The 17,440-nt window shown below is 57.4% G+C and carries 18 protein-coding genes and 1 tRNA gene; 13 read left to right on the forward strand and 6 right to left on the reverse strand.

What is annotated here, in order from left to right:
* Nucleotides 1-189: 189 nt before the first annotated feature.
* The 3 genes from ACR0MS_RS18045 to ACR0MS_RS18055 form a co-directional block, all read right to left on the reverse strand.
* Complete coding sequence (locus ACR0MS_RS18045) at nucleotides 190-2,532, reverse strand: DUF3631 domain-containing protein (protein WP_480577014.1); 2,343 nt, start codon at nucleotides 2,530-2,532, stop codon at nucleotides 190-192.
* 150 nt (nucleotides 2,533-2,682) lie between these two features.
* Nucleotides 2,683-2,937, reverse strand: coding sequence for a MerR family transcriptional regulator (locus ACR0MS_RS18050; RefSeq protein WP_480577011.1), 255 nt, complete (start codon nucleotides 2,935-2,937; stop codon nucleotides 2,683-2,685).
* Nucleotides 2,938-2,998: 61 nt separating this feature from the next.
* Nucleotides 2,999-3,202: a hypothetical protein gene (locus ACR0MS_RS18055; protein ID WP_480577008.1), complete on the reverse strand. Its 204-nt coding sequence runs from the start codon at nucleotides 3,200-3,202 to the stop codon at nucleotides 2,999-3,001.
* 127 nt (nucleotides 3,203-3,329) lie between these two features.
* On the opposite strand from ACR0MS_RS18055, the gene ACR0MS_RS18060 reads away from it, so the two are divergent.
* The 3 genes from ACR0MS_RS18060 to ACR0MS_RS18070 all read left to right on the forward strand — a co-directional run bounded on the left by ACR0MS_RS18060 (nucleotide 3,330) and on the right by ACR0MS_RS18070 (nucleotide 7,567).
* Nucleotides 3,330-3,890: a hypothetical protein gene (locus ACR0MS_RS18060; RefSeq protein WP_480577005.1), complete on the forward strand. Its 561-nt coding sequence runs from the start codon at nucleotides 3,330-3,332 to the stop codon at nucleotides 3,888-3,890.
* Nucleotides 3,887-5,050 (forward strand): tyrosine-type recombinase/integrase, encoded by a 1,164-nt coding sequence (locus ACR0MS_RS18065; protein WP_480577002.1) that lies wholly within the window; start codon nucleotides 3,887-3,889, stop codon nucleotides 5,048-5,050. The genes ACR0MS_RS18060 and ACR0MS_RS18065 overlap by 4 nt, the downstream gene beginning before the upstream one ends.
* 228 nt (nucleotides 5,051-5,278) lie before the next feature.
* Nucleotides 5,279-7,567, forward strand: coding sequence for a glycosyl hydrolase family 28-related protein (locus tag ACR0MS_RS18070; RefSeq protein WP_480576998.1), 2,289 nt, complete (start codon nucleotides 5,279-5,281; stop codon nucleotides 7,565-7,567).
* Between the two features lie 31 nt (nucleotides 7,568-7,598).
* Here ACR0MS_RS18070 and ACR0MS_RS18075 read toward each other — a convergent pair whose 3' ends face one another.
* A complete protein-coding gene (locus ACR0MS_RS18075) occupies nucleotides 7,599-8,261 on the reverse strand; it encodes a hypothetical protein (RefSeq protein ID WP_480576995.1) in 663 nt (220 codons plus the stop codon).
* A gap of 104 nt (nucleotides 8,262-8,365) precedes the next feature.
* On the opposite strand from ACR0MS_RS18075, the gene ACR0MS_RS18080 reads away from it, so the two are divergent.
* Both ACR0MS_RS18080 and ACR0MS_RS18085 read left to right on the forward strand, forming a co-directional pair.
* On the forward strand, nucleotides 8,366-8,692 hold the full coding sequence (locus ACR0MS_RS18080; protein ID WP_480576992.1) for an antibiotic biosynthesis monooxygenase family protein: 327 nt from the start codon (nucleotides 8,366-8,368) through the stop codon (nucleotides 8,690-8,692).
* 66 nt (nucleotides 8,693-8,758) lie between these two features.
* Nucleotides 8,759-9,166, forward strand: coding sequence for a universal stress protein (locus ACR0MS_RS18085; protein ID WP_480576989.1), 408 nt, complete (start codon nucleotides 8,759-8,761; stop codon nucleotides 9,164-9,166).
* Here the strand turns inward: ACR0MS_RS18085 and ACR0MS_RS18090 are convergent.
* A complete protein-coding gene (locus tag ACR0MS_RS18090; RefSeq protein WP_480576986.1) occupies nucleotides 9,151-9,654 on the reverse strand; it encodes a HugZ family pyridoxamine 5'-phosphate oxidase in 504 nt (167 codons plus the stop codon). The genes ACR0MS_RS18085 and ACR0MS_RS18090 overlap by 16 nt on opposite strands.
* Before the next feature lie 287 nt (nucleotides 9,655-9,941).
* Here ACR0MS_RS18090 and ACR0MS_RS18095 point away from each other — a divergent pair, with 287 nt between their 5' ends.
* The 3 genes from ACR0MS_RS18095 (at nucleotide 9,942) to ACR0MS_RS18105 (ending at nucleotide 11,144) form a co-directional block, all read left to right on the forward strand.
* Nucleotides 9,942-10,229: an excalibur calcium-binding domain-containing protein gene (locus ACR0MS_RS18095; protein ID WP_480686340.1), complete on the forward strand. Its 288-nt coding sequence runs from the start codon at nucleotides 9,942-9,944 to the stop codon at nucleotides 10,227-10,229.
* A gap of 9 nt (nucleotides 10,230-10,238) precedes the next feature.
* A complete protein-coding gene (locus ACR0MS_RS18100) occupies nucleotides 10,239-10,592 on the forward strand; it encodes an MmcQ/YjbR family DNA-binding protein (protein ID WP_480576980.1) in 354 nt (117 codons plus the stop codon).
* Between the two features lie 234 nt (nucleotides 10,593-10,826).
* Complete coding sequence (locus tag ACR0MS_RS18105; RefSeq protein ID WP_480576977.1) at nucleotides 10,827-11,144, forward strand: hypothetical protein; 318 nt, start codon at nucleotides 10,827-10,829, stop codon at nucleotides 11,142-11,144.
* A 432-nt stretch (nucleotides 11,145-11,576) separates the two neighbouring features.
* Here ACR0MS_RS18105 and uvrB read toward each other — a convergent pair whose 3' ends face one another.
* Nucleotides 11,577-13,763: an excinuclease ABC subunit UvrB gene (gene uvrB / locus ACR0MS_RS18110; protein WP_480576974.1), complete on the reverse strand. Its 2,187-nt coding sequence runs from the start codon at nucleotides 13,761-13,763 to the stop codon at nucleotides 11,577-11,579.
* 153 nt (nucleotides 13,764-13,916) lie between these two features.
* Between uvrB and ACR0MS_RS18115 the strand changes: the two genes are divergently transcribed.
* The 5 genes from ACR0MS_RS18115 (at nucleotide 13,917) to ACR0MS_RS18135 (ending at nucleotide 17,100) form a co-directional block, all read left to right on the forward strand.
* Nucleotides 13,917-14,228: an ETC complex I subunit gene (locus tag ACR0MS_RS18115; RefSeq protein WP_480576971.1), complete on the forward strand. Its 312-nt coding sequence runs from the start codon at nucleotides 13,917-13,919 to the stop codon at nucleotides 14,226-14,228.
* Nucleotides 14,229-14,705: a GNAT family N-acetyltransferase gene (locus tag ACR0MS_RS18120; RefSeq protein WP_480576968.1), complete on the forward strand. Its 477-nt coding sequence runs from the start codon at nucleotides 14,229-14,231 to the stop codon at nucleotides 14,703-14,705.
* 21 nt (nucleotides 14,706-14,726) lie between these two features.
* Nucleotides 14,727-14,803, forward strand: a tRNA-Arg gene (locus ACR0MS_RS18125).
* Nucleotides 14,804-15,043: 240 nt separating this feature from the next.
* Entirely contained in the window at nucleotides 15,044-16,459 is a 1,416-nt protein-coding gene (locus tag ACR0MS_RS18130) for a tyrosine-type recombinase/integrase (RefSeq protein WP_480576964.1), read from the forward strand.
* The gene (locus ACR0MS_RS18135; RefSeq protein WP_480576961.1) at nucleotides 16,456-17,100 is read left to right on the forward strand and encodes a hypothetical protein; all 645 of its coding nucleotides are present in this window, start codon (nucleotides 16,456-16,458) and stop codon (nucleotides 17,098-17,100) included. The genes ACR0MS_RS18130 and ACR0MS_RS18135 overlap by 4 nt, the downstream gene beginning before the upstream one ends.
* The last annotated feature ends 340 nt before the right edge of the window (nucleotides 17,101-17,440 follow it).

A 17,440-nucleotide genomic window follows, 5' to 3' on the forward strand; every position in this document is an offset into this window, starting at 1 on the left:
CCGGGGTTCGGGGGTGTTCGCTTTCTGTGTTTTCTTTCCATGCCCTGGAGGGGCGCTAGGGCGCTAGCAACCCCCCGGTTGACAATGTCTCAGAGCACGAGCGGGGTTTGTTCGTTTGGGGTTCTGGGTTCCTAGCGTATCCCCGCCAGCAATCGCCCCGAAGCCCCGCTAGGAGCGCTTCCCTAGCGGTTATAGCTCCGGTCTGTCGGGGTACGGGTCTTCCGCAGGTACGTCCAGATAGGCGCTAGGCCAGTTGGGGCCAAGGTACACCTCGAACACGTGTTCGAGTTCGTCCTGCTTATAGCCTTTGGGCGATTTTCCATCCACCCAGACGTTCTTTGGGCGCAGGTCGTAGGGCCGCAGAAGGTCCGCTAGTTCCGCCTGTGTGATGCCCATCCCGGCGTTCCGGTCGCCCCACGGACGGTCGGACATATCCACCAGACGTGACACCGCGTCCGAACTCGGCAGGTGTCCCGGGTCGTCAGCAACGTATACCCGGCACAGGTCTTCCAACAGTTCTCGGTTTGGCCCCTGTTTTGGGTCGTTTCGGTCTTGGATGTAGGCCATCCCAGCCCGCAGTCGGTCGTACCAGTCGCCGCCCGCGAACCGCGCAAGCAAAATCAGTGGCACGGCCCGGTCAGCGTCCCGACCCCCAAGCCCATCGAGGTCCTCGGTACTCGGAGCCAGTTCGATTTTGGGTTCCCCAGCCCAGAAGTCCACCACCTGTTGTCGAAGGTCGTCCAGCGGGTTGCCCCCCAGCACGTTCTTTTCTTTCCGGATGTTTTGCTTGGTCCCGGTGCGGTCTGGCACCATGCGAACCACGTAGGCCCGACTTTCGTTTGCCGGAGGCAGGTCGTGGAGTGACGCCCCGGCGACCGGCGCATACAGCGACCGAAACACGGGTTGCCACGTGTTCCCCATCTGCTCCATCTTTGCAGATTGTTTGCCCCGCTCAAAACCTGAGGTCCAGATGCCGGTCATATCGTCGTTGCCCTCTTTCGTGGCAACCCACGTGTCTAGTTCGTCGAGGAAAAACGCCACAGAACCTTTCGCGATATCGAACATCGCTATCACCGAAGCAGAGGTCGAACGGTCCAGTATGACGGCTTGCGGGACGGTGAAGGCCATGAGTTCCAACACGGTCGTCTTGCCCGAGTTTGGTTCGGGGCTTTTGATCAGAACGCGCGGGTACTGGGAAAACAGGTTCGCGTTTCCTGCACCCACGACCCACAGGGCCAACAGGTCCAAGATTCGATCATCCAGCGACAGATAACCCTTGAACCTGTCCACGAGCGCATCCAACAGTTCGGGCAAAACCACCTCGGCCCCCTTGGGTTCGAGTTTGGGCCACTCCAGCACGGCGTCCGGCAACCCTATCGCTTCCTCCTGCGCGAATTCGCGTTCCCAGACGGCTTTGACGAGTGCTTCGATTTCGGGCTTTTTGTGCTTCCGGATGCTTGCGTCCTTGAACCGGGCCTCAATCTCGGCCACGGCGTCCCCGAGCGACGACAACCCTTTGGGGTCGTGGTCCTTGGCAACCTCGGTAACGATGGCGTCCCTTTCGGGGTGCTTGGACAGCGGTGGATAGTCCTTGGCGATGGCCTTGAATGCGGCCTCTCGGTCGCCCCCGTATTCATAGTGCACCAGCAGGTCAAACGCATCGCCCGACCGGTGGCCGGTCTTGGTGCCAAACCCGATGCCCGCGTCGGCATCTTTGCCCGAGAACGAAACCCACCGGCCCGGGAACGGGATGGATGTCCCGCCACCCTGTGTTTCGTTGGGCGACCTCCACAGTTTGCCGCGCTGCTTCTTGTACCCAAACCGCTCAAACTCGGCTTCCAGTGGGTGGTCGTCGTTGTATCTCTGTATCTGGTTCGATACGCCGCCCTTCTGCTCGGCTTTCGTGGCCTCGTTTGCCACCTGCGCGGCCTTTCGGATAGCGGCAGCGCGTTTGCGCAGTGGGTGCTTCGGGTCCACAAACAACACCGGGTCGTCAGTGCATTGGTGTTCGTAGAAATCCGGCCCCCGGTTTGGCAGGTACGACAACTGGGCAACCCGCGTCCCCGATATATCCATGTCGATGCCCGCGACGTCCAGCAACTCGACCAAAGCCTGTTGGAACAGTTCGTATTCGCCCCCGCCAATCGACACTTGGAGCGGAATCATCACCCGCCACTTGCGCAGTTCCTTGGTGGCCGATGCAGTCGAGTAGATGATGGTCTGGCAGACGCCTAGAACCTTCACCACCGCGTCCCGCACCTCGCCCAGACTGGGGTTGCCGTCGTCGACATCAACCACGAGCATATAGAACTCGCCTTTGTCGAGTTGGGGCATGGCTGACCGGGCGTCGGCCCCCCGATAGGTCGAAGGTATCACCCAGTCGGCCTTGTCCTTGGGTACCCGTTGCGGGCTGGCCGCCAGTTTGCGGATACCCGACACGGTGATGCTGTTGAACGAGGTTCCGGGTTTGTCGTTGATGCCATGACCCCGACACAGTTCTGGTTCAGGGTGTTGGTCCGGTTGCATGGTCATCGTTTCCCCCTATGAAACGCGGGGCAACGAGGAAATTGACACGATATGATGTGACATGTTCGGGTCGTCCCAGTTGGTGGAGGCACCGGGTTTCAACTCCCTCGGTGCCAATTAGATAGGCCCCGGGTTTCGTCCCCCGGGGCCTGTTGCTTATTCAGCAGCTACGGCTTCTTGCTCGAACAGCGATGGCGTGTCCGATTCCGGCTTCGGTTCTTCCGCGAACAGCATTTCGATGTCTTTCACATCATAGAAAAACTGCTGCGCGTTCACCCCTTTCGGGGCCTTGGAGTAGCGGGGCAACAGCCCCCGCTTGGCCCAAGTGTTGATGGTGCCGGGTGCGACCCCGGCGATCTGGGCTGCCTGCGCCGTCGTCACGCGACGGTCTTCGGGCGGTAGATATCTCATAGTTCAACTCCTCTGAGATTAGTTGGTGGGTCGCCTTTCCCCGCGACCCTTGGGGATGCGGTTATTCTGCGGCGACCGATCGCGGCTTCACCTTCACCAACTCGGCCACCTCATCGGGCAGCACGTACTTTTTGTTGGCGATGCTGATTTCGGTTAGTTTTCCTTCCCGGCACCAACGGCGAATAGTGGCTGGGACCTGCCCAACGCGGGCGGCTGCTTCTTTCGGGGTCAGGACTTCCCCATGTCCATGTATTTCGAGCGGCATGTCATCTCCTAAATAGATTGAACGGCATTCACAAATCATCTATACCTAGGTGAGTAGATGACATAGGTACTTGTCTAGGGGGTAATTGTATGATTTTTTGTCAATATAGTGTACTTTGGAGAACTCTATGAACTCTACAAACAGCACTTCTGAACTAGTCGAGCGACTGCGGGCCACGAAAGACACGCCAGAACGACGACATGCCATCTGGTTCGAGATAGGGAGCGCCGAACTCGACACGGAAAAGCCCGAGTGGTTGCCCGTGTCACTGGCGATTCAAGAACTGTATGGCGGGACACCCGGCGAACTGATGGGCGATTATGCCCGGGACCTCGTCACGGTCTGCAGCGAGTTGCGGTCGATGTTCGACCAGACGCCCGACGAATGGTCATATCCGAAAAAGAGCGTTGTCAGCCTTTCCGGGGCCTTGGGACGCCTGATGGCGGGTGAAGCTCCGCTCGTGGCCTTCCTGCCCTCCGGACCCACTCCCGGTGCGCACGGATGGCATGCCCTGCGGCCTGAGGGCGACGTGCTAGTCGACGCCTTTCTGACGGTCGAGCAACAGGACCGCATGGACGTTTGCCCCGAATGCGAGGGCGTCTTTGTCAACCCGACCGGTCGCCGGACCTTCTGCAGCACCCGGCACAAGAACACTTACATCCAGCGCAAGAACAGGACCAAGACATGAGCAGCATACAAAAGGTCCAACGCAAAACCGGCCCCCGGTGGCGTGTCCAGACCGAGTTCTGGGACCCAATCAAGAAGAAGCGGGTGCGCCAGACGCGGGTGTTCAAGACACACGCCGAAGCGAAGGAGTTCGCGGTTTCGTATGATGCCGAGTATCAGGACGGTGTGCGGAGAACCCGGGACACTGTGACGGCGTTCTCTGAGGACTGGCTGCAGAAGCGGCTCGACCTCGGTCACATCCGTGAAAACACCTACTACGCCCACAAGACCCGGGTTGATGCTTGGTGCGCGTACTTCGGACACCTGCCCCTGTCGAAACTGACAACCCAGAACATCGAAGAATTCCTCGTGGCCCTGACCACCGGGCAGGCTTCGTTGTCGAAAAAGCCGTTGGCCGCGAAAACCGTCAGTGGGGTTCTGGCGCTCCTGCGGGTGTGTCTGCGGGACGCCTGTGCGCAACGGTTGTTGTCATGGAACCCAGCAGAGGCCGCCAAAGCGCCCAAAGCACAACCCAAGCCACGGGTGCCGATGCCGACCCGGGACGAGTTGCGCATGTATCTGGATGCGATAGACGATTCCAAGTGGCGGCTGCCCGGGCGCTTCCAGCTATACTCCGGGCTGCGCCGGTCCGAGTTGTTCGGGTTGCCCGAGCATCTGGTGGACCTGCAACACGGAACCATTCGGATCGAACAGTCGTTGATGCGGGTCGCCAAGGACGGGCGGGTCTACTACAAGATCGCCCCGGTGAAGGCGGAAGCCAGTCTGCGGACCCTGTCACTTGCACCCGATGCAGTCGAGGTTCTGGCCGAACAAATCAGGGTCAACCGGGAGAACCGGCTGCGGGCAAATCCTGGAACTTGGGACGCCGAAGGACTGGGGCTGGTTTTCGTGGACCAGCAGGGCGACGCGATAAAGACCGACACCTACACACAGGCGTTGGCCGACATCCGCCGGGGCCTCGATCTCCCGGCCTTCCAACCGACCCACGTTTGGCGAAAAGTCATGGGAACGGAGATGGTCCGCGCCGGTGTGCCGATCAACGTGGTGGCCGAACAACTGGGCCACACGCCCCTGACCGCGCAACTGCACTACATCCGGCCAGACAGCGACGACCAGCGGAAAGCGGTGTCCCACGTGGCTTCGCTCTTCAACAAGAAGTGACGGGGACGGGGACAGCGAGTTCGCGGAGTTCGCGGCGACCGTCCATCAAAGCACACAGAGTACGCTAAAACACGCTCTGTTCGTCTTTTGTGAATTCACAGTTCGCAGGGTTCGCCAGTTTATTCACTCCTTTTCGATACTCAGGATTTCGCGCTTGGGGCCTCATCCCCGGGCACTGGGATTGTGCGCACGGTGATCTGCCGCAGCGCGAATGGGAAAGGGATTTCTATGAACAAGGCAATCACCGGCGGCATCGTATTCATGCCGCCTGCTTTCGCAAATGGCCTCAGTGTTTGGTCCAGCGGCGACGGAACGCCCGGATCGCCGACATATGATGGTTCAGGTACGGGTGCGTTTGTTCCCGCCGATGCGGATTTTGGCGGCTGTCTTGAAATCCTGAAGGTAAGTCCGACGCAAAAACTGCGGTATATGGGGCAAACTCCGCTTCTTCCCGGCTGCTACTTGCAGATCAAGGCTCGGGTCAAGGCCATCAGTGGCCCATTACCCGAAGTTCGGATCGCGGCCTGGGCGGGCGGGGCAGGAGATGCCCATGTGAATGGCGTGATCGAACAAGGTTCGGCAACGCAACTTTCGGGCTACGGCGCGGTACACGAGGTCACGGCCATTGTAGGGGCTGGACAGCGCACCGGCGTCGACATGCCCTGGGGCCTTCAGGCGATCTATGGGCATTTTGGGCTGGATATCGAAGGCGCCAACGGTTCGGTTATTCGGGTCGACGATATCGAGATTGAAGATGTCACAGGCGTATTTCTGCGCGATATGATCAGCCTGGTGGACGTGCGCGACTTCGGCGCCGTGGGTGATGGTGTTGCCGATGATACCGATGCATTTGAGGCAGCAGATCAGGCTGCAAATGGTCGGCGCGTTTTTGTCTCTTACGGTACATATCTTTTGGCGCAGAATGTAACCCTGTCGTCAGAAGTGGAGTTCGAGGGCACCGTTACCATGCCTGACGACAAGATGTTGCTGTTGACCAAGAACTACAACCTGCCTGCCTACATCTCTGCATTTGGCAATGAAGAGCTTGCGTTCAAAAAGGCGTTTCAAGCCTTGCTGAACAACTCTGACCACGAATCTCTGGATCTGGGCGGTAGAAAGGTTGCGATCAACGGGCCGATTGACATGGCGGCGGCTGTTCCAAACAAACAAGCCGGGTTTTCGACGCGCCGGGTGATCCGCAATGGTCAATTCGATGTGCGAAGCAACTCTGCCTGGGATACCGAGACCTTTACGTCAGTGGCGACCTACAACCCATCGGACCCTACACGACTTACGAATGTCGCCAATGTTGCCAATATCCCGGTTGGCGCGCTGGTTCAGGGCAGTGGTGTTGGTCGCGAAATCTATGTGCGATCCAAGAACGAGGGCGCGGGTGAGATCACGCTGAACGCTCCGATCTATGACGCCGCTGGCACGCAGACATTCACCTTTGTCGACTTTAAATATCTTCTTGATTTCAGCGGTTTCAGCACGTTGCGCAAATTTGGGATGGAAGAGATTGAATTCCAGTGCAATGGCCGTTGCAGTGCAATTCGCCTTGCACCGTCAGGAAGCACATTCGCCATCACCAATTGCTTTATCAGCCGCCCAAAAGACCGTGGGATCACGTCCACCGGAACCGGGTGTCAGGGTATGTTGATCGACAATTGCCAATTCCTGTCGTCCGAGGAATCCTTCAACGTCTCTGATCGTAAGTCGATCGCGTTGAACGCGACAGCAAATGACATCAAGCTGCGCCACAATCGCGCGGTTCGCTTTCTGCACTTTGCGGTTCTTGCGGGTACGAACAATCTTGTTCTGGGCAATCATTTCTTTCAGGGCGACAGTATTCCGCAGGGCGTCCGCACGGCTGGCCTCGTGATGATCGGGACCTATAACAGCTCGACAATTTCCGAGAATTACGTCGACAACTGCTTTGTCCAGTGGACGAACGAGAGGGACGCCAATCCGGTTTACAACGGCGGGTTCTCGTTCAGCGCCATGACCATCACGGATAATATCTTTTACTCCAGCGAAGTTGCCCCCTGGTTCAGCCCGATCGTCATTCGCCCCCATGGATCAGGTCATTTCCTGAACGGTGTCGTGGTGACGGGCAACAAGTTCCGTTCGACCAATGGCAGTATCAATCGGGCCGAACGGGTGGACACGACTTTTGCCGATCTGAACCGCTATGCGCATCTCAACGTCAAGTTCCAGGACAACACGTTTCATGGCGTTTCCGCGAAGGTCGAAAACCCGTTGCGCCTTCGCTATTCCAAAAGCTCGACGTCGCAGGTCTGGACGATTGAAACCCAAGGGCGCCTGCCTTTTGGTGGCAGGGCGCGTGGGTGCGATGCCGTTACAATTATCGGGCAATTGAAGAACGCGTTTGGGTCAACAGTCTATACGACACCATATGTCAACTTAGAGCAGGGCTCTAACGGTGACCAAATCCAATTGCGATGGGCGCAAGGTGTCCGGGGCCAAGTGTCGACCATCGTGCGAATGGAATACTGAGCCTCAATATTCCCTGTTGTTCTCGGGGCGTTCAGAACTCTCTCCAGATAGCAACCTTGATGCCTGTGTTTTCACGGGCATCATTGCGTTCAAGGCCCAGTACCCATGTTGTAGAACTGTCTGGCTTGCGGACCATGACCGACGGGCGCACCCGCCAAAATATGTCATCTCCCGAACGATAGGCGGTTTCGATTTGTAGCAGAGGGTCAACCCAGCGTTGCGACTTCAGACCCGCGGTCAAATCCAGTTTTCGGATCAGGGAATTATGGGTTCGATACTCCAACGTGGTGTCTACTGCGACCCACCCATTGCCCCAAGCGGTTTGAAAGCCTTTGCCGTAGGATAAGGTGGCTTTGTACAACGCCCAAGCACCCCTGTGACGGTGGTGAACGCCTACACCGAATTGTGCCGCGAACCTTCCCTTTTCACCCAAGTTGGCAATGGGCAGCCGCGCGAATACCGTTGCGTGGCCGTAGAGATCCCGGTTTTCTTCAAAGTCGAAACCAAGTGTGAGGTTCTCTCTCAATCCCCATTCAGCATAAAGCGCGGATTTGTAGTCATAGCCATAGTCCCCATCCTTGAAAGCCGTGACAGAAGCGGCGGTAAAGGCGGTATCCTTCTTTCGAAGCCACGCGCCGGGCAAGGCAGGTGAGGCCGACAGCAGGAGGACAAGAAGGAAAACAAACCGCCACATTCGCGCAGCATCCGTCAGCATGGTTAACGGATCGTTAGGATGTGTTGATTTTCAAAATCTTTCCGAAACCTATGTTAAGTTCAATTGGAAAAGGGAGAATCCAGATGCCGAAGATTGCCAAGAACGCAAGCGTCCAGACCGTTATCACAACCTTTGAAATGACCCCGGGCACCTGCCACGATCTGCTGGAGGCGTTGACCGATGCCTATGCGGAATTTATCTCGAAACAGCCCGGCTTTGTCGCTGCCGGTTTGCATGTGAACGACGCGCAGACCAGAATCGCCAATTATTCTCAGTGGGAGCGTCGCGAGGATTTTCTGGCCATGTTGCGCACCCCGGAAATGCGGGAACGCAACCGGAAGATCAACGAATTGTGCAAGAGCTTTGAACCGGTCATGTATGATGTTGCCGAAACATTTGGCGGATCGTGACCTAAATCAAAGCAATAAGCGCTGTTGCGACGCATCCTTATCGTAAATTGAACGGAGGTGCGCACCATGTATCACAATATTCTTGTCCCTATTTCGTTTGATGCAGAACGGGATATTTCCGGACCGCTGAAATTGGCCGAGGTGCTGGCGACACCTGATGCTCAGGTAACCCTGCTGCATGTGGTCGAGCATATACCCAGCTATGCGATCTCCTACATGCCTCCTGAATACCTTGCCGAAGCGCGTAAAGCCTTGCAGTCGGAATTGGACGATCTGGCCGCCAAGCTGCCAAATGCCACTGGCGTTTTGGTCGAAGGGCACTCGGGACGGACCATTCTTGACTGGGCCGAAGATCATAAGCCCGACTTGATTATCATGGCCTCCCACCGACCGGGAATGCAGGACTTGCTACTTGGTTCTACGGCGAACCACGTTGTACGGCATGCGGCCTGCGCGGTTCACGTGGTGCGCTGATCGGGCCATATGTCCGACGCGGCAAGGCGCCAGGCCTTGCCGAACCCGCCGTTCAGCAGGGCTTCGGAAATCCGAAACCGCACGAAGCTGAAATCGGCAAAATCGACATAGAGCTTCGACTTGGGCCGTAGCTTCAGGTATTGCGCGCGCAGGCGATCATGCGCATCCGTGCCACGCACAACAAATACCGCATTCGCATGCAGCGTAAGCCTCGGATGGGTCAAAGGGTCTCCGGTTGGGCCTGGCTCGCCCAGCAAAACGGCGCATATGGGGTTGGCCTGCAAAGCGCGGGTGTGATCCGCCAGTGTCGAGATCAGAGTGACCGGCGATCCATCCTCATCCGCGGCGATGGCGATACGCGACACGGATGGCGCGGGTGTATCGGGCCGCAGAACCGCCAGCGCGCCATAAGTTGCTTCGGCAACAAGCTCGCGGGCCAACTGGCGGACCGCTTCGTCGACCGGTCGGAACGGATCGGTAGTCGTCATGTCAATTCTTGCGCCTTTCGCAGGATGAGGCTGGCTCAGCGGCGTTCATAGCCGCCAGACTTTGGTATGACGTACCGAAGAATGAATCCAATTAATTTGAAGTATCCGTGAGGCGGCCTCGGATTCGCCGCAAATCCGACGTATCATGACCTATGCCGCCCCGTGACCCCAACCCGCGACAGTTGTTTACAGACCCGAATACACCGGCCCGTCGCAAGCGCGCCGATACCGTGCGACGACGCGCGTTGTCGCCCGTGCGCATTGCAATCATGATCCTGATGCTGCCGATGACCACTGCGGCTATTGCGGTCACCGTTTATACGCGGACGTCCGAATTCGGCCGGGAGGAAGCCCTTTTCCATCTCATCGCGATGGGTGGCTGTCCGGCGGCCGAAGCCATCATACCCGGCCCGTTCTTTGAAGGGTTGCCGGGCTATCACCGGCGCAATGACCCTGATGGGGACGGGGTTGCATGCGACTCTCAACTTCAGGCGGCACCGGCCCAAGATGTGCAAACCGCACAACCGGAACCCGCCGGTCGCGCGGTTGGAAACGCCAAGTTCCTTCGGCCCTGAGGTTCTGACATGACACGCGACGAATTCAACGCTTTCTGCGCGGGCCTCACGGCGACCACCCACGTTGTGCAATGGGGCAATGCGGATGTGTGGAAAGTGGGCGGCAAGGTCTTTGCGATCTGCGGCTGGAACGAGGGGCGCGACGCCTTCACCTTCAAAGCCACCGATCTGGCCTTTGAGGTGCTAAGCGACGTCCCCGGCATCCGCCCCGCGCCCTATCTGGCCTCACGCGGGATGAAGTGGCTACAGGTCTACGAGGCGCGCGGGATGAGCGATGCCTCGCTGCGCGATCATATCGTGACGTCTTATGATCTGGTGGTGGCGAAACTGACCAAGAAGGTGAGAGCGGAGTTGGGGGTTTAGGGGCTGAGATCGCACGGGTTAACTGGGTTTTAATAAAACTTCGCTAAATTCTTAGTCGGAACTACACGAGCGCCAAGCGTCCGTTAAATGGCGCTCTGGACCTTATGCGCGATGACCAGTTTTGTGTGTTCAAGCTTGAAGGAGCGAGCGCTGGGCTGAAAGGGTTTAGTGTTAAGTTTTGTATCGTGCGAATGCACTGCAGTTTCTACAATGCCTTGAGAAAATTCGGCTTTCATGCATAGTATGCTGCTATTGAAACCATTAGAGCTGCGCAATTTGATGTCTCAGAAAGAGTTGGCGTTTGAGATTGCATACTCGCAGCTGCGTTCTCAAAAAGAAGATCTTCGAAACGCTCGAAACCAAGCGGGCATGGCGGCTGCCATGACTGGCTTAGTTGGAACCGTGTTTGCTGGATTGGTGGATATTAAGAGTGTTATCGGACAAGAGGGTTTCGCGTTTTTATCGATACGTGCCGAGTTTTGGCTTGTAATATTTACATTCTCGCTGTCCCTTTATTTTGCTGCAATGGTCAGTGTGGCTCAGAGAACATGAAATTTTGAGCTGAATCCGACTTGGGTGTTGCACCGTGAAGTCATGATGGAACCGGTTGAGGATACCAAGGCTCAGCTGGCTAAGGACTGCGACGCATATTTTGATGAAAACGAAAAGGTTATTTTGGAAGCACGTATCAATCTATGGAGAGCCGTAGTACTCGGCTGTGCACAGATTCCAGCTTGGCTTCTAAATCTAGTGTGAAGGGACAAGGAATGGCAAAAAAACCATCTTCGGGAAAACCTAGTGTATCTTCGGGCGGTAGCTCAAAACGAGGATCTTCAGCCCCTCAGTCGATAAACAAAGGGGAGCGGAGTCAGGGTAGTAATTCAAGCCAAAACACTAGTTCGGGAAAGCCCACGACACGAGGTAAAGACAAATAAGGAAGTCTAGGCAGCGGTAATTGTGCTCAAAATTCTCGTGGGAAAAGGCTTACCGCTTCCTCCGCTTCACATTCCCACCCCGCTGTCCCGGCCTGCCAGCCGTTGACCTCCCGCGTGATTTCACAGCATCCTCAGACGCTTTCTCGACCGCCCATTGCCGCGCCATCGGGTCGTCGGCGACGGCGAGGTCGACCGCTTCCAGACGTTTGATCTCATCGCGGATGTTGGCGGCCTCTTCGAATTCAAGGTTCTCGGCAGCTTTGCGCATTTGCTCACGCAACCCGTCCAGATGGGCCTCAAGGTTGGCGCCGTGCATCGGTTTGTCGATGGTGGCGGTTACGCGGTTCATGTCCACGTCGCCTTCGTAAAGCCCGGCCAGAACGTCCTCGACGTTTTTCTTCACCGTCGCGGGCGTGATGCCGTGTTCTTCGTTATAGGCGATCTGTTTGGCGCGGCGGCGGTTGGTCTCGCCCAAGGCGCGCTCCATGCTGCCGGTGATCTTGTCGGCATACATGATCACGCGGCCATCGGCGTTCCGTGCGGCGCGGCCGATGGTCTGGATCAGCGAGGTTTCCGAGCGCAGGAACCCTTCTTTGTCCGCGTCCAGAATGGCAACCAGCCCACATTCGGGGATGTCCAATCCTTCACGCAGCAGGTTGATACCGACCAGCACGTCGAAGGCCCCCAGACGCAGGTCGCGCAGGATTTCGATCCGCTCGATCGTGTCGATGTCCGAGTGCATGTAGCGCACCTTGATGCCCTGTTCGTGCAGGTATTCGGTCAGGTCTTCGGCCATGCGTTTGGTCAGGGTCGTGACCAGCGTGCGATAGCCATCGGCGGCGACCTTGCGCACCTCGTCCAGCAGATCGTCCACCTGCATCGACACCGGGCGGATTTCGACCTCGGGGTCCAGAAGGCCGGTGGGACGGATGACCTGTTCGGTGAAAACGCCGCCCGATTGGTCCAGCTCCCACCCGGCGGGTGTGGCCGAGACGAAGACGGATTGCGGGCGCATGGCGTCCCATTCCTCGAACTTGAGGGGTCGGTTGTCCATGCACGACGGCAGGCGGAACCCGTGTTCGGCCAGCGTGAATTTCCGGCGATAGTCGCCCCGGTACATGCCGCCGATCTGTGGGACCGAGACGTGGGATTCGTCGGCAAAGACGATGGCGTTGTCGGGGATGAATTCGAACAGGGTTGGGGGCGGCTCGCCCGGTGCGCGGCCGGTCAGATAGCGCGAATAGTTCTCGATCCCGTTGCAGACGCCGGTGGCCTCAAGCATTTCCAGATCGAAATTGGTGCGCTGTTCCAGCCGTTGGGCTTCCAGAAGTTTGCCCTCACCGACCAGTTGGTCCAGCCGGATGCGCAGCTCCTTTTTGATCCCGATGATCGCCTGCTGCATCGTGGGTTTCGGCGTCACGTAGTGCGAGTTTGCGTAGACCCGGATCTGCTCCATCGTGTCGGTTTTCTCACCGGTCAGCGGATCGAATTCGGTGATCTGTTCCAGTTCCTCACCGAAGAAGGACAGTTTCCAGGCGCGGTCTTCAAGGTGGGCAGGCCAAATCTCCAGGCTGTCCCCGCGAACCCGGAACGAGCCGCGCTGAAACGCCTGATCGTTGCGACGGTATTGCTGGGCGACCAGATCGGCCATCACCTGCCGCTGATCGTAGTCGCTGCCTACCTTCAGATCCTGCGTCATGGCCCCATAGGTCTCGACCGAGCCGATGCCGTAGATACAAGACACCGAGGCCACGATGATCACGTCATCACGCTCTAGCAGAGCGCGGGTGGCCGAGTGGCGCATCCGGTCGATCTGTTCGTTGATCTGGGATTCTTTCTCAATATAGGTGTCGCTGCGCGGCACATAGGCCTCGGGCTGGTAGTAGTCATAGTAGGACACGAAATACTCGACCGAGTTTTCGGGGAAGAAGCCTTTGAACTCACCATAAAGCTGCGCCGCCAATGTTTTGTTGGGCGCAAGGATGATGGCGGGGCGCTGGGTTTCCTCGATCACCTTGGCCATGGTGAAGGTCTTGCCCGTGCCGGTCGCGCCCAGCAGAACCTGATCGCGCTCGCCATCCAGAACGCCGTCGGCCAGCTCCTTGATCGCGGTTGGCTGGTCGCCTGCCGGGTTGAAGTCGGTATGCATCACGAACGCCTTGCCGCCTTCCAGTTTGAGGCGGGCGCGCACGTCTTCGGCGGTCAGCTGGGTCTTGTCGGAATGAGCGTAAGCCATCAGGGGGGATTCCTTTCGCGCCTGATTTTGATCTGTTTTTGTTCTTGTTCAAGGGGGCATTTCCAAACCCTGGACTTGCGACAATTGCCACCTTGTCCCGGAGCGCACTCTGACGCATAAACATCCTCAGCCAAGCGAGTACGGAGAGGCGACATGCGCGCACGGATTTACCAGCCTGCAAGGAATGCGATGACTTCGGGAATGGCCAAAACCCGCAAGTGGGTTTTGGAATACGCCCCGGCATCCGCGCGCGAGGTTGATCCGCTGATGGGTTGGACCTCGTCCAATGACACGCAGACGCAGGTGCGTTTGAAATTCGATACCAAGGAAGAGGCGTTGGACTACGCCAAGGACAACGGCATCGACGCGCAGGTCAGCGAACCGCACACGCGTAAACCAAACCTGCGCGCGCGTGGCTATGGTGAGAACTTCGCGACCGACCGGCGCGCACCCTGGACGCACTGAATGATCGACATTCGACTGGCAGATCCGACTTCGCCTGCGTTGCGCCCGGTGGTTCAGGCACATTTCGCCCATAGCGAGACAGCAGGACCGGCCGAAAGCAATCACACGATGGATGCCGATGGGTTGGCCGGGCCGGGGATTCGGTTCTGGGCGATGTATGACAACGGTCAGGCTGTTGGCTGCGGCGCGTTAAAGGCGCTTCCGGATGGGACGTCCGAAGTCAAGTCCGTTCATGTTCTGACAGAGGCACGCGGACGGGGACTGGCGCGGGCCATGATGATCCGTCTAGCAGAAATTGCTCGGGCCGAGGGCGTGTCGGCGCTGGTTCTGGAAACCGGAGCGGACATGCTTCCGGAATATGACGCGGCGCGCAAACTTTATGAGTCGCTGGGTTATTCCTATTGTGGACCGATCTATGGCTACAAAGAGGATCCGAACAGCGCCTTCATGCGCTTGGCTCTTGAACCCCAGACGTAAAAACCGCAAGAAGGGCGCAGCGGTCCCGTAGCTCAACTGGATAGAGCAGCTGACTTCTAATCAGCAGGTTGAGGGTTCGAGTCCTTCCGGGATCGCCAATCACAAATCCCCGAAAAAACAGCATAACGTCCTTATTTCCTTCGGTTTCCCGTTTACCTCCACTGACAAACCCGGCCTTCCCGACTTCCGCCGATAAACGAGGAGGAGCGGGGGTGGTTAGTGAATCCGTGGAACATCCGTGGAAAATTTCCGCATCCGGTGCTATATGGGGAAGGTGCCGGGGAGGAGTGTCGGAACTCCGCCCCCGGCGAAAGCCATCGTAACTGTGGAGTAAAACGATGACCGAACCAAACTTAACCAAAGCTGATCTGGCTTTGAAGTATCTTCAGGAAGCATTGGCAACCGGGGTGCGGGGGGATCGCCGCAAAGCGATCCTGCATGCAATCGCAGTATTTGAGACAGGCGAATCCCGTCCCACTGCCGTTAACAATAAAACACTGGATGCGATGAAGGGCGGGATGAAGCTGACCGACCCTGATCACACTGGCCTGCTTTATCGCTGCGGTAAGGATGGCGTTGTTGCGTATTTCCGCTTCCGTCACCCTGTCACTGACCAGCAGAAGGAAATCCGCATCGGAAGTTACCCGGCGATTGCGCTGGGTGATATTCGTTCGATCTGTTCTGACCTGAGGGAACAGCGGCACCAGGGCAAAATCCCTGCGATGCCTGCAACGATGCCCATGGCGACTATGAGTGTTGCCGACATGGTTGATCGCTATCTGACGGAATACGCCAAACCCTTCAAACGCTCATGGAAGGAAGATCAAACCCTCCTGCTGAAGTATTTTGTCGAACCCCATGGCGATATCCCTGCCCATGAGATTACGAAGGAAACCATCGACTCGATCCTGCAGGGGCTGGAACGTGACCTGCAGAAGCGGGGCAAAACGATGCGGCGGAGTCAGATGCTTCGGGCCGTGTTGTCGAAGGTTTATAACTATGCACTGGCTGTTCCGCTGACGAAGGAAGCCGCCGAAGGCCAGCCCATCAACCGGCAGTCATGGTTGCTAGCAGGAACGGCGAACCCGGTGACGATGACGCAGAAGCCGGGATACAAAGCAAAGCGCCACTCCCCAAAGCTGGCAGAACTGCGGACCTTCTGCACTATCACGGAAGGGGCTTCTGCCGTTGAAAGCGTTACGGATTCAACGGCCCGGAAGGTGCTGCGGCTGCAGGCGTTGACGTTTACCCGCATCAACGAAGCCTGCCAGATTGAGTGGACCGATATTGATCTGGAGGCTGGCACGTGGGTCATCCCCGAAGCGAAATCGAAAAACCGGCACCCTCACACAGTGATGCTGTCCCGGCAGGCACTGGATCTGCTGCAGGAACTGGCACAGGAGCGGAAGGGTTCGCCCTATGTATTCCCTTCCGCAACCGACCCCCGCAAACCGATCTTAGAAAGCCTGGTGCAGAAGTTCTGGCGGCAGCAGCGGAAGGAACACCCCGAAGTAAGTGAGCGGTTCGGTTCGCATGGATTGCGCCGGGCAGGGGCTGCGTTTGTGAAGGAAGCAGGCGGAAACGAAGATATTCGCGACCGTCTCCTTAACCACGTGAAGGGCGGCATCGACAGCCTGTATTCAGCCGGGGGAAAGCTGGACGATGCGGCCCTGCAGTATTCGCAATTGTGGGCAGATCATCTGGACAGCCTGATTGCCGACAACATCACGCATATTTCGGAGGGTCGGGCATGAATATCGAAACACCCGCTGTTAGGACTGAGGATGAGTTTCTGGACCTGAAAGCTGCCTGCGATGCCGGGGAACTGGTTGAGGGCCTGGATGGGGTTGAGGCCCACTATCTCCTGCAGGACGGTCGGAGGATCGCTAAGACGGTATACGATCACGTTGCCCCGCAGGTGCCCCATATCATCATGACACGCACCCCAATCACCCGGCCAAACTGCGAAACATGGCAGGAGGCCGCCCAGATTGTCGATCAGTGCCCCGAAACCGAAGTCCACGAAATTTGGAGTGGCGATGATTTCTACTACACCGGTGACGGTGTGAAATATGACGCCGACGATATCCGGCAGTTGCGGAAGTGGGTTGATAAGGAGCGGATGAAGGAGGAACTGCGGGAGGAATTAGGGGTTAAGGGAACAGCGGCCAACCAGCAGAAGGCGGAGGAGTGGCAGCGGCTGATGACCCTGTTCTATTGGAAAGCCGATGCAGATGGCATGGAGCATAACGAAGCGCAGGAAGCAGCTTTTGATCAGTACCGGGCTTTAGCGGAGGCGAACGATGATCTGCGCAGCATCACACGGCCAACGGCGAATAAGTTCATGACGAAGGCCAACATGTCCGAGCGCAAACCTAAGCACAAAGCGAAGTAAGGCGAACTGAGGGGGGCAATACAATCACTAGATCGCCTCCCATATACATATAAGTCAAAAAATACCTCCCAACCTCCCATCGCGTTGATATTGATAGGGAAATTTCCGGTATACCCCGAAAAACCTCCCATAAACTTCCCACGAACCTCCCGAAACCGGAGGTTTCCTTAAGCTGTCAGACGGGTTTAACCATCTTCGAGGAAGTAGTCGCTCATCCATCCGATGCCCTCAAACGTGAGGAGCGCGACACCTGCCACCAACGAAAAAGTTTGGACTGCTGGGCTCAACAAGATGGCGCCAATTGTGCCCACTGCACCTCCAGTGCCTTTAAGAATACCCA

The sequence above is a fragment of the Ruegeria sp. CJ2 genome, from assembly GCF_056536745.1.

What these genes read in the sequence shown, in the direction of transcription:
- ACR0MS_RS18045 (WP_480577014.1), bottom strand. Translation starts at nt 2,532, where the DNA reads ATGACCATGCAACCGGACCAACACCCTGAACCAGAACTGTGTCGGGGT.
- ACR0MS_RS18050 (WP_480577011.1), bottom strand. Translation starts at nt 2,937, where the DNA reads ATGAGATATCTACCGCCCGAAGACCGTCGCGTGACGACGGCGCAGGCA.
- ACR0MS_RS18055 (WP_480577008.1), bottom strand. Translation starts at nt 3,202, where the DNA reads ATGCCGCTCGAAATACATGGACATGGGGAAGTCCTGACCCCGAAAGAA.
- ACR0MS_RS18060 (WP_480577005.1), top strand. Translation starts at nt 3,330, where the DNA reads ATGAACTCTACAAACAGCACTTCTGAACTAGTCGAGCGACTGCGGGCC.
- ACR0MS_RS18065 (WP_480577002.1), top strand. Translation starts at nt 3,887, where the DNA reads ATGAGCAGCATACAAAAGGTCCAACGCAAAACCGGCCCCCGGTGGCGT.
- ACR0MS_RS18070 (WP_480576998.1), top strand. Translation starts at nt 5,279, where the DNA reads ATGAACAAGGCAATCACCGGCGGCATCGTATTCATGCCGCCTGCTTTC.
- ACR0MS_RS18075 (WP_480576995.1), bottom strand. Translation starts at nt 8,261, where the DNA reads ATGTGGCGGTTTGTTTTCCTTCTTGTCCTCCTGCTGTCGGCCTCACCT.
- ACR0MS_RS18080 (WP_480576992.1), top strand. Translation starts at nt 8,366, where the DNA reads ATGCCGAAGATTGCCAAGAACGCAAGCGTCCAGACCGTTATCACAACC.
- ACR0MS_RS18085 (WP_480576989.1), top strand. Translation starts at nt 8,759, where the DNA reads ATGTATCACAATATTCTTGTCCCTATTTCGTTTGATGCAGAACGGGAT.
- ACR0MS_RS18090 (WP_480576986.1), bottom strand. Translation starts at nt 9,654, where the DNA reads ATGACGACTACCGATCCGTTCCGACCGGTCGACGAAGCGGTCCGCCAG.
- ACR0MS_RS18095 (WP_480686340.1), top strand. Translation starts at nt 9,942, where the DNA reads ATGACCACTGCGGCTATTGCGGTCACCGTTTATACGCGGACGTCCGAA.
- ACR0MS_RS18100 (WP_480576980.1), top strand. Translation starts at nt 10,239, where the DNA reads ATGACACGCGACGAATTCAACGCTTTCTGCGCGGGCCTCACGGCGACC.
- ACR0MS_RS18105 (WP_480576977.1), top strand. Translation starts at nt 10,827, where the DNA reads ATGCATAGTATGCTGCTATTGAAACCATTAGAGCTGCGCAATTTGATG.
- uvrB (WP_480576974.1), bottom strand. Translation starts at nt 13,763, where the DNA reads ATGGCTTACGCTCATTCCGACAAGACCCAGCTGACCGCCGAAGACGTG.
- ACR0MS_RS18115 (WP_480576971.1), top strand. Translation starts at nt 13,917, where the DNA reads ATGCGCGCACGGATTTACCAGCCTGCAAGGAATGCGATGACTTCGGGA.
- ACR0MS_RS18120 (WP_480576968.1), top strand. Translation starts at nt 14,229, where the DNA reads ATGATCGACATTCGACTGGCAGATCCGACTTCGCCTGCGTTGCGCCCG.
- ACR0MS_RS18130 (WP_480576964.1), top strand. Translation starts at nt 15,044, where the DNA reads ATGACCGAACCAAACTTAACCAAAGCTGATCTGGCTTTGAAGTATCTT.
- ACR0MS_RS18135 (WP_480576961.1), top strand. Translation starts at nt 16,456, where the DNA reads ATGAATATCGAAACACCCGCTGTTAGGACTGAGGATGAGTTTCTGGAC.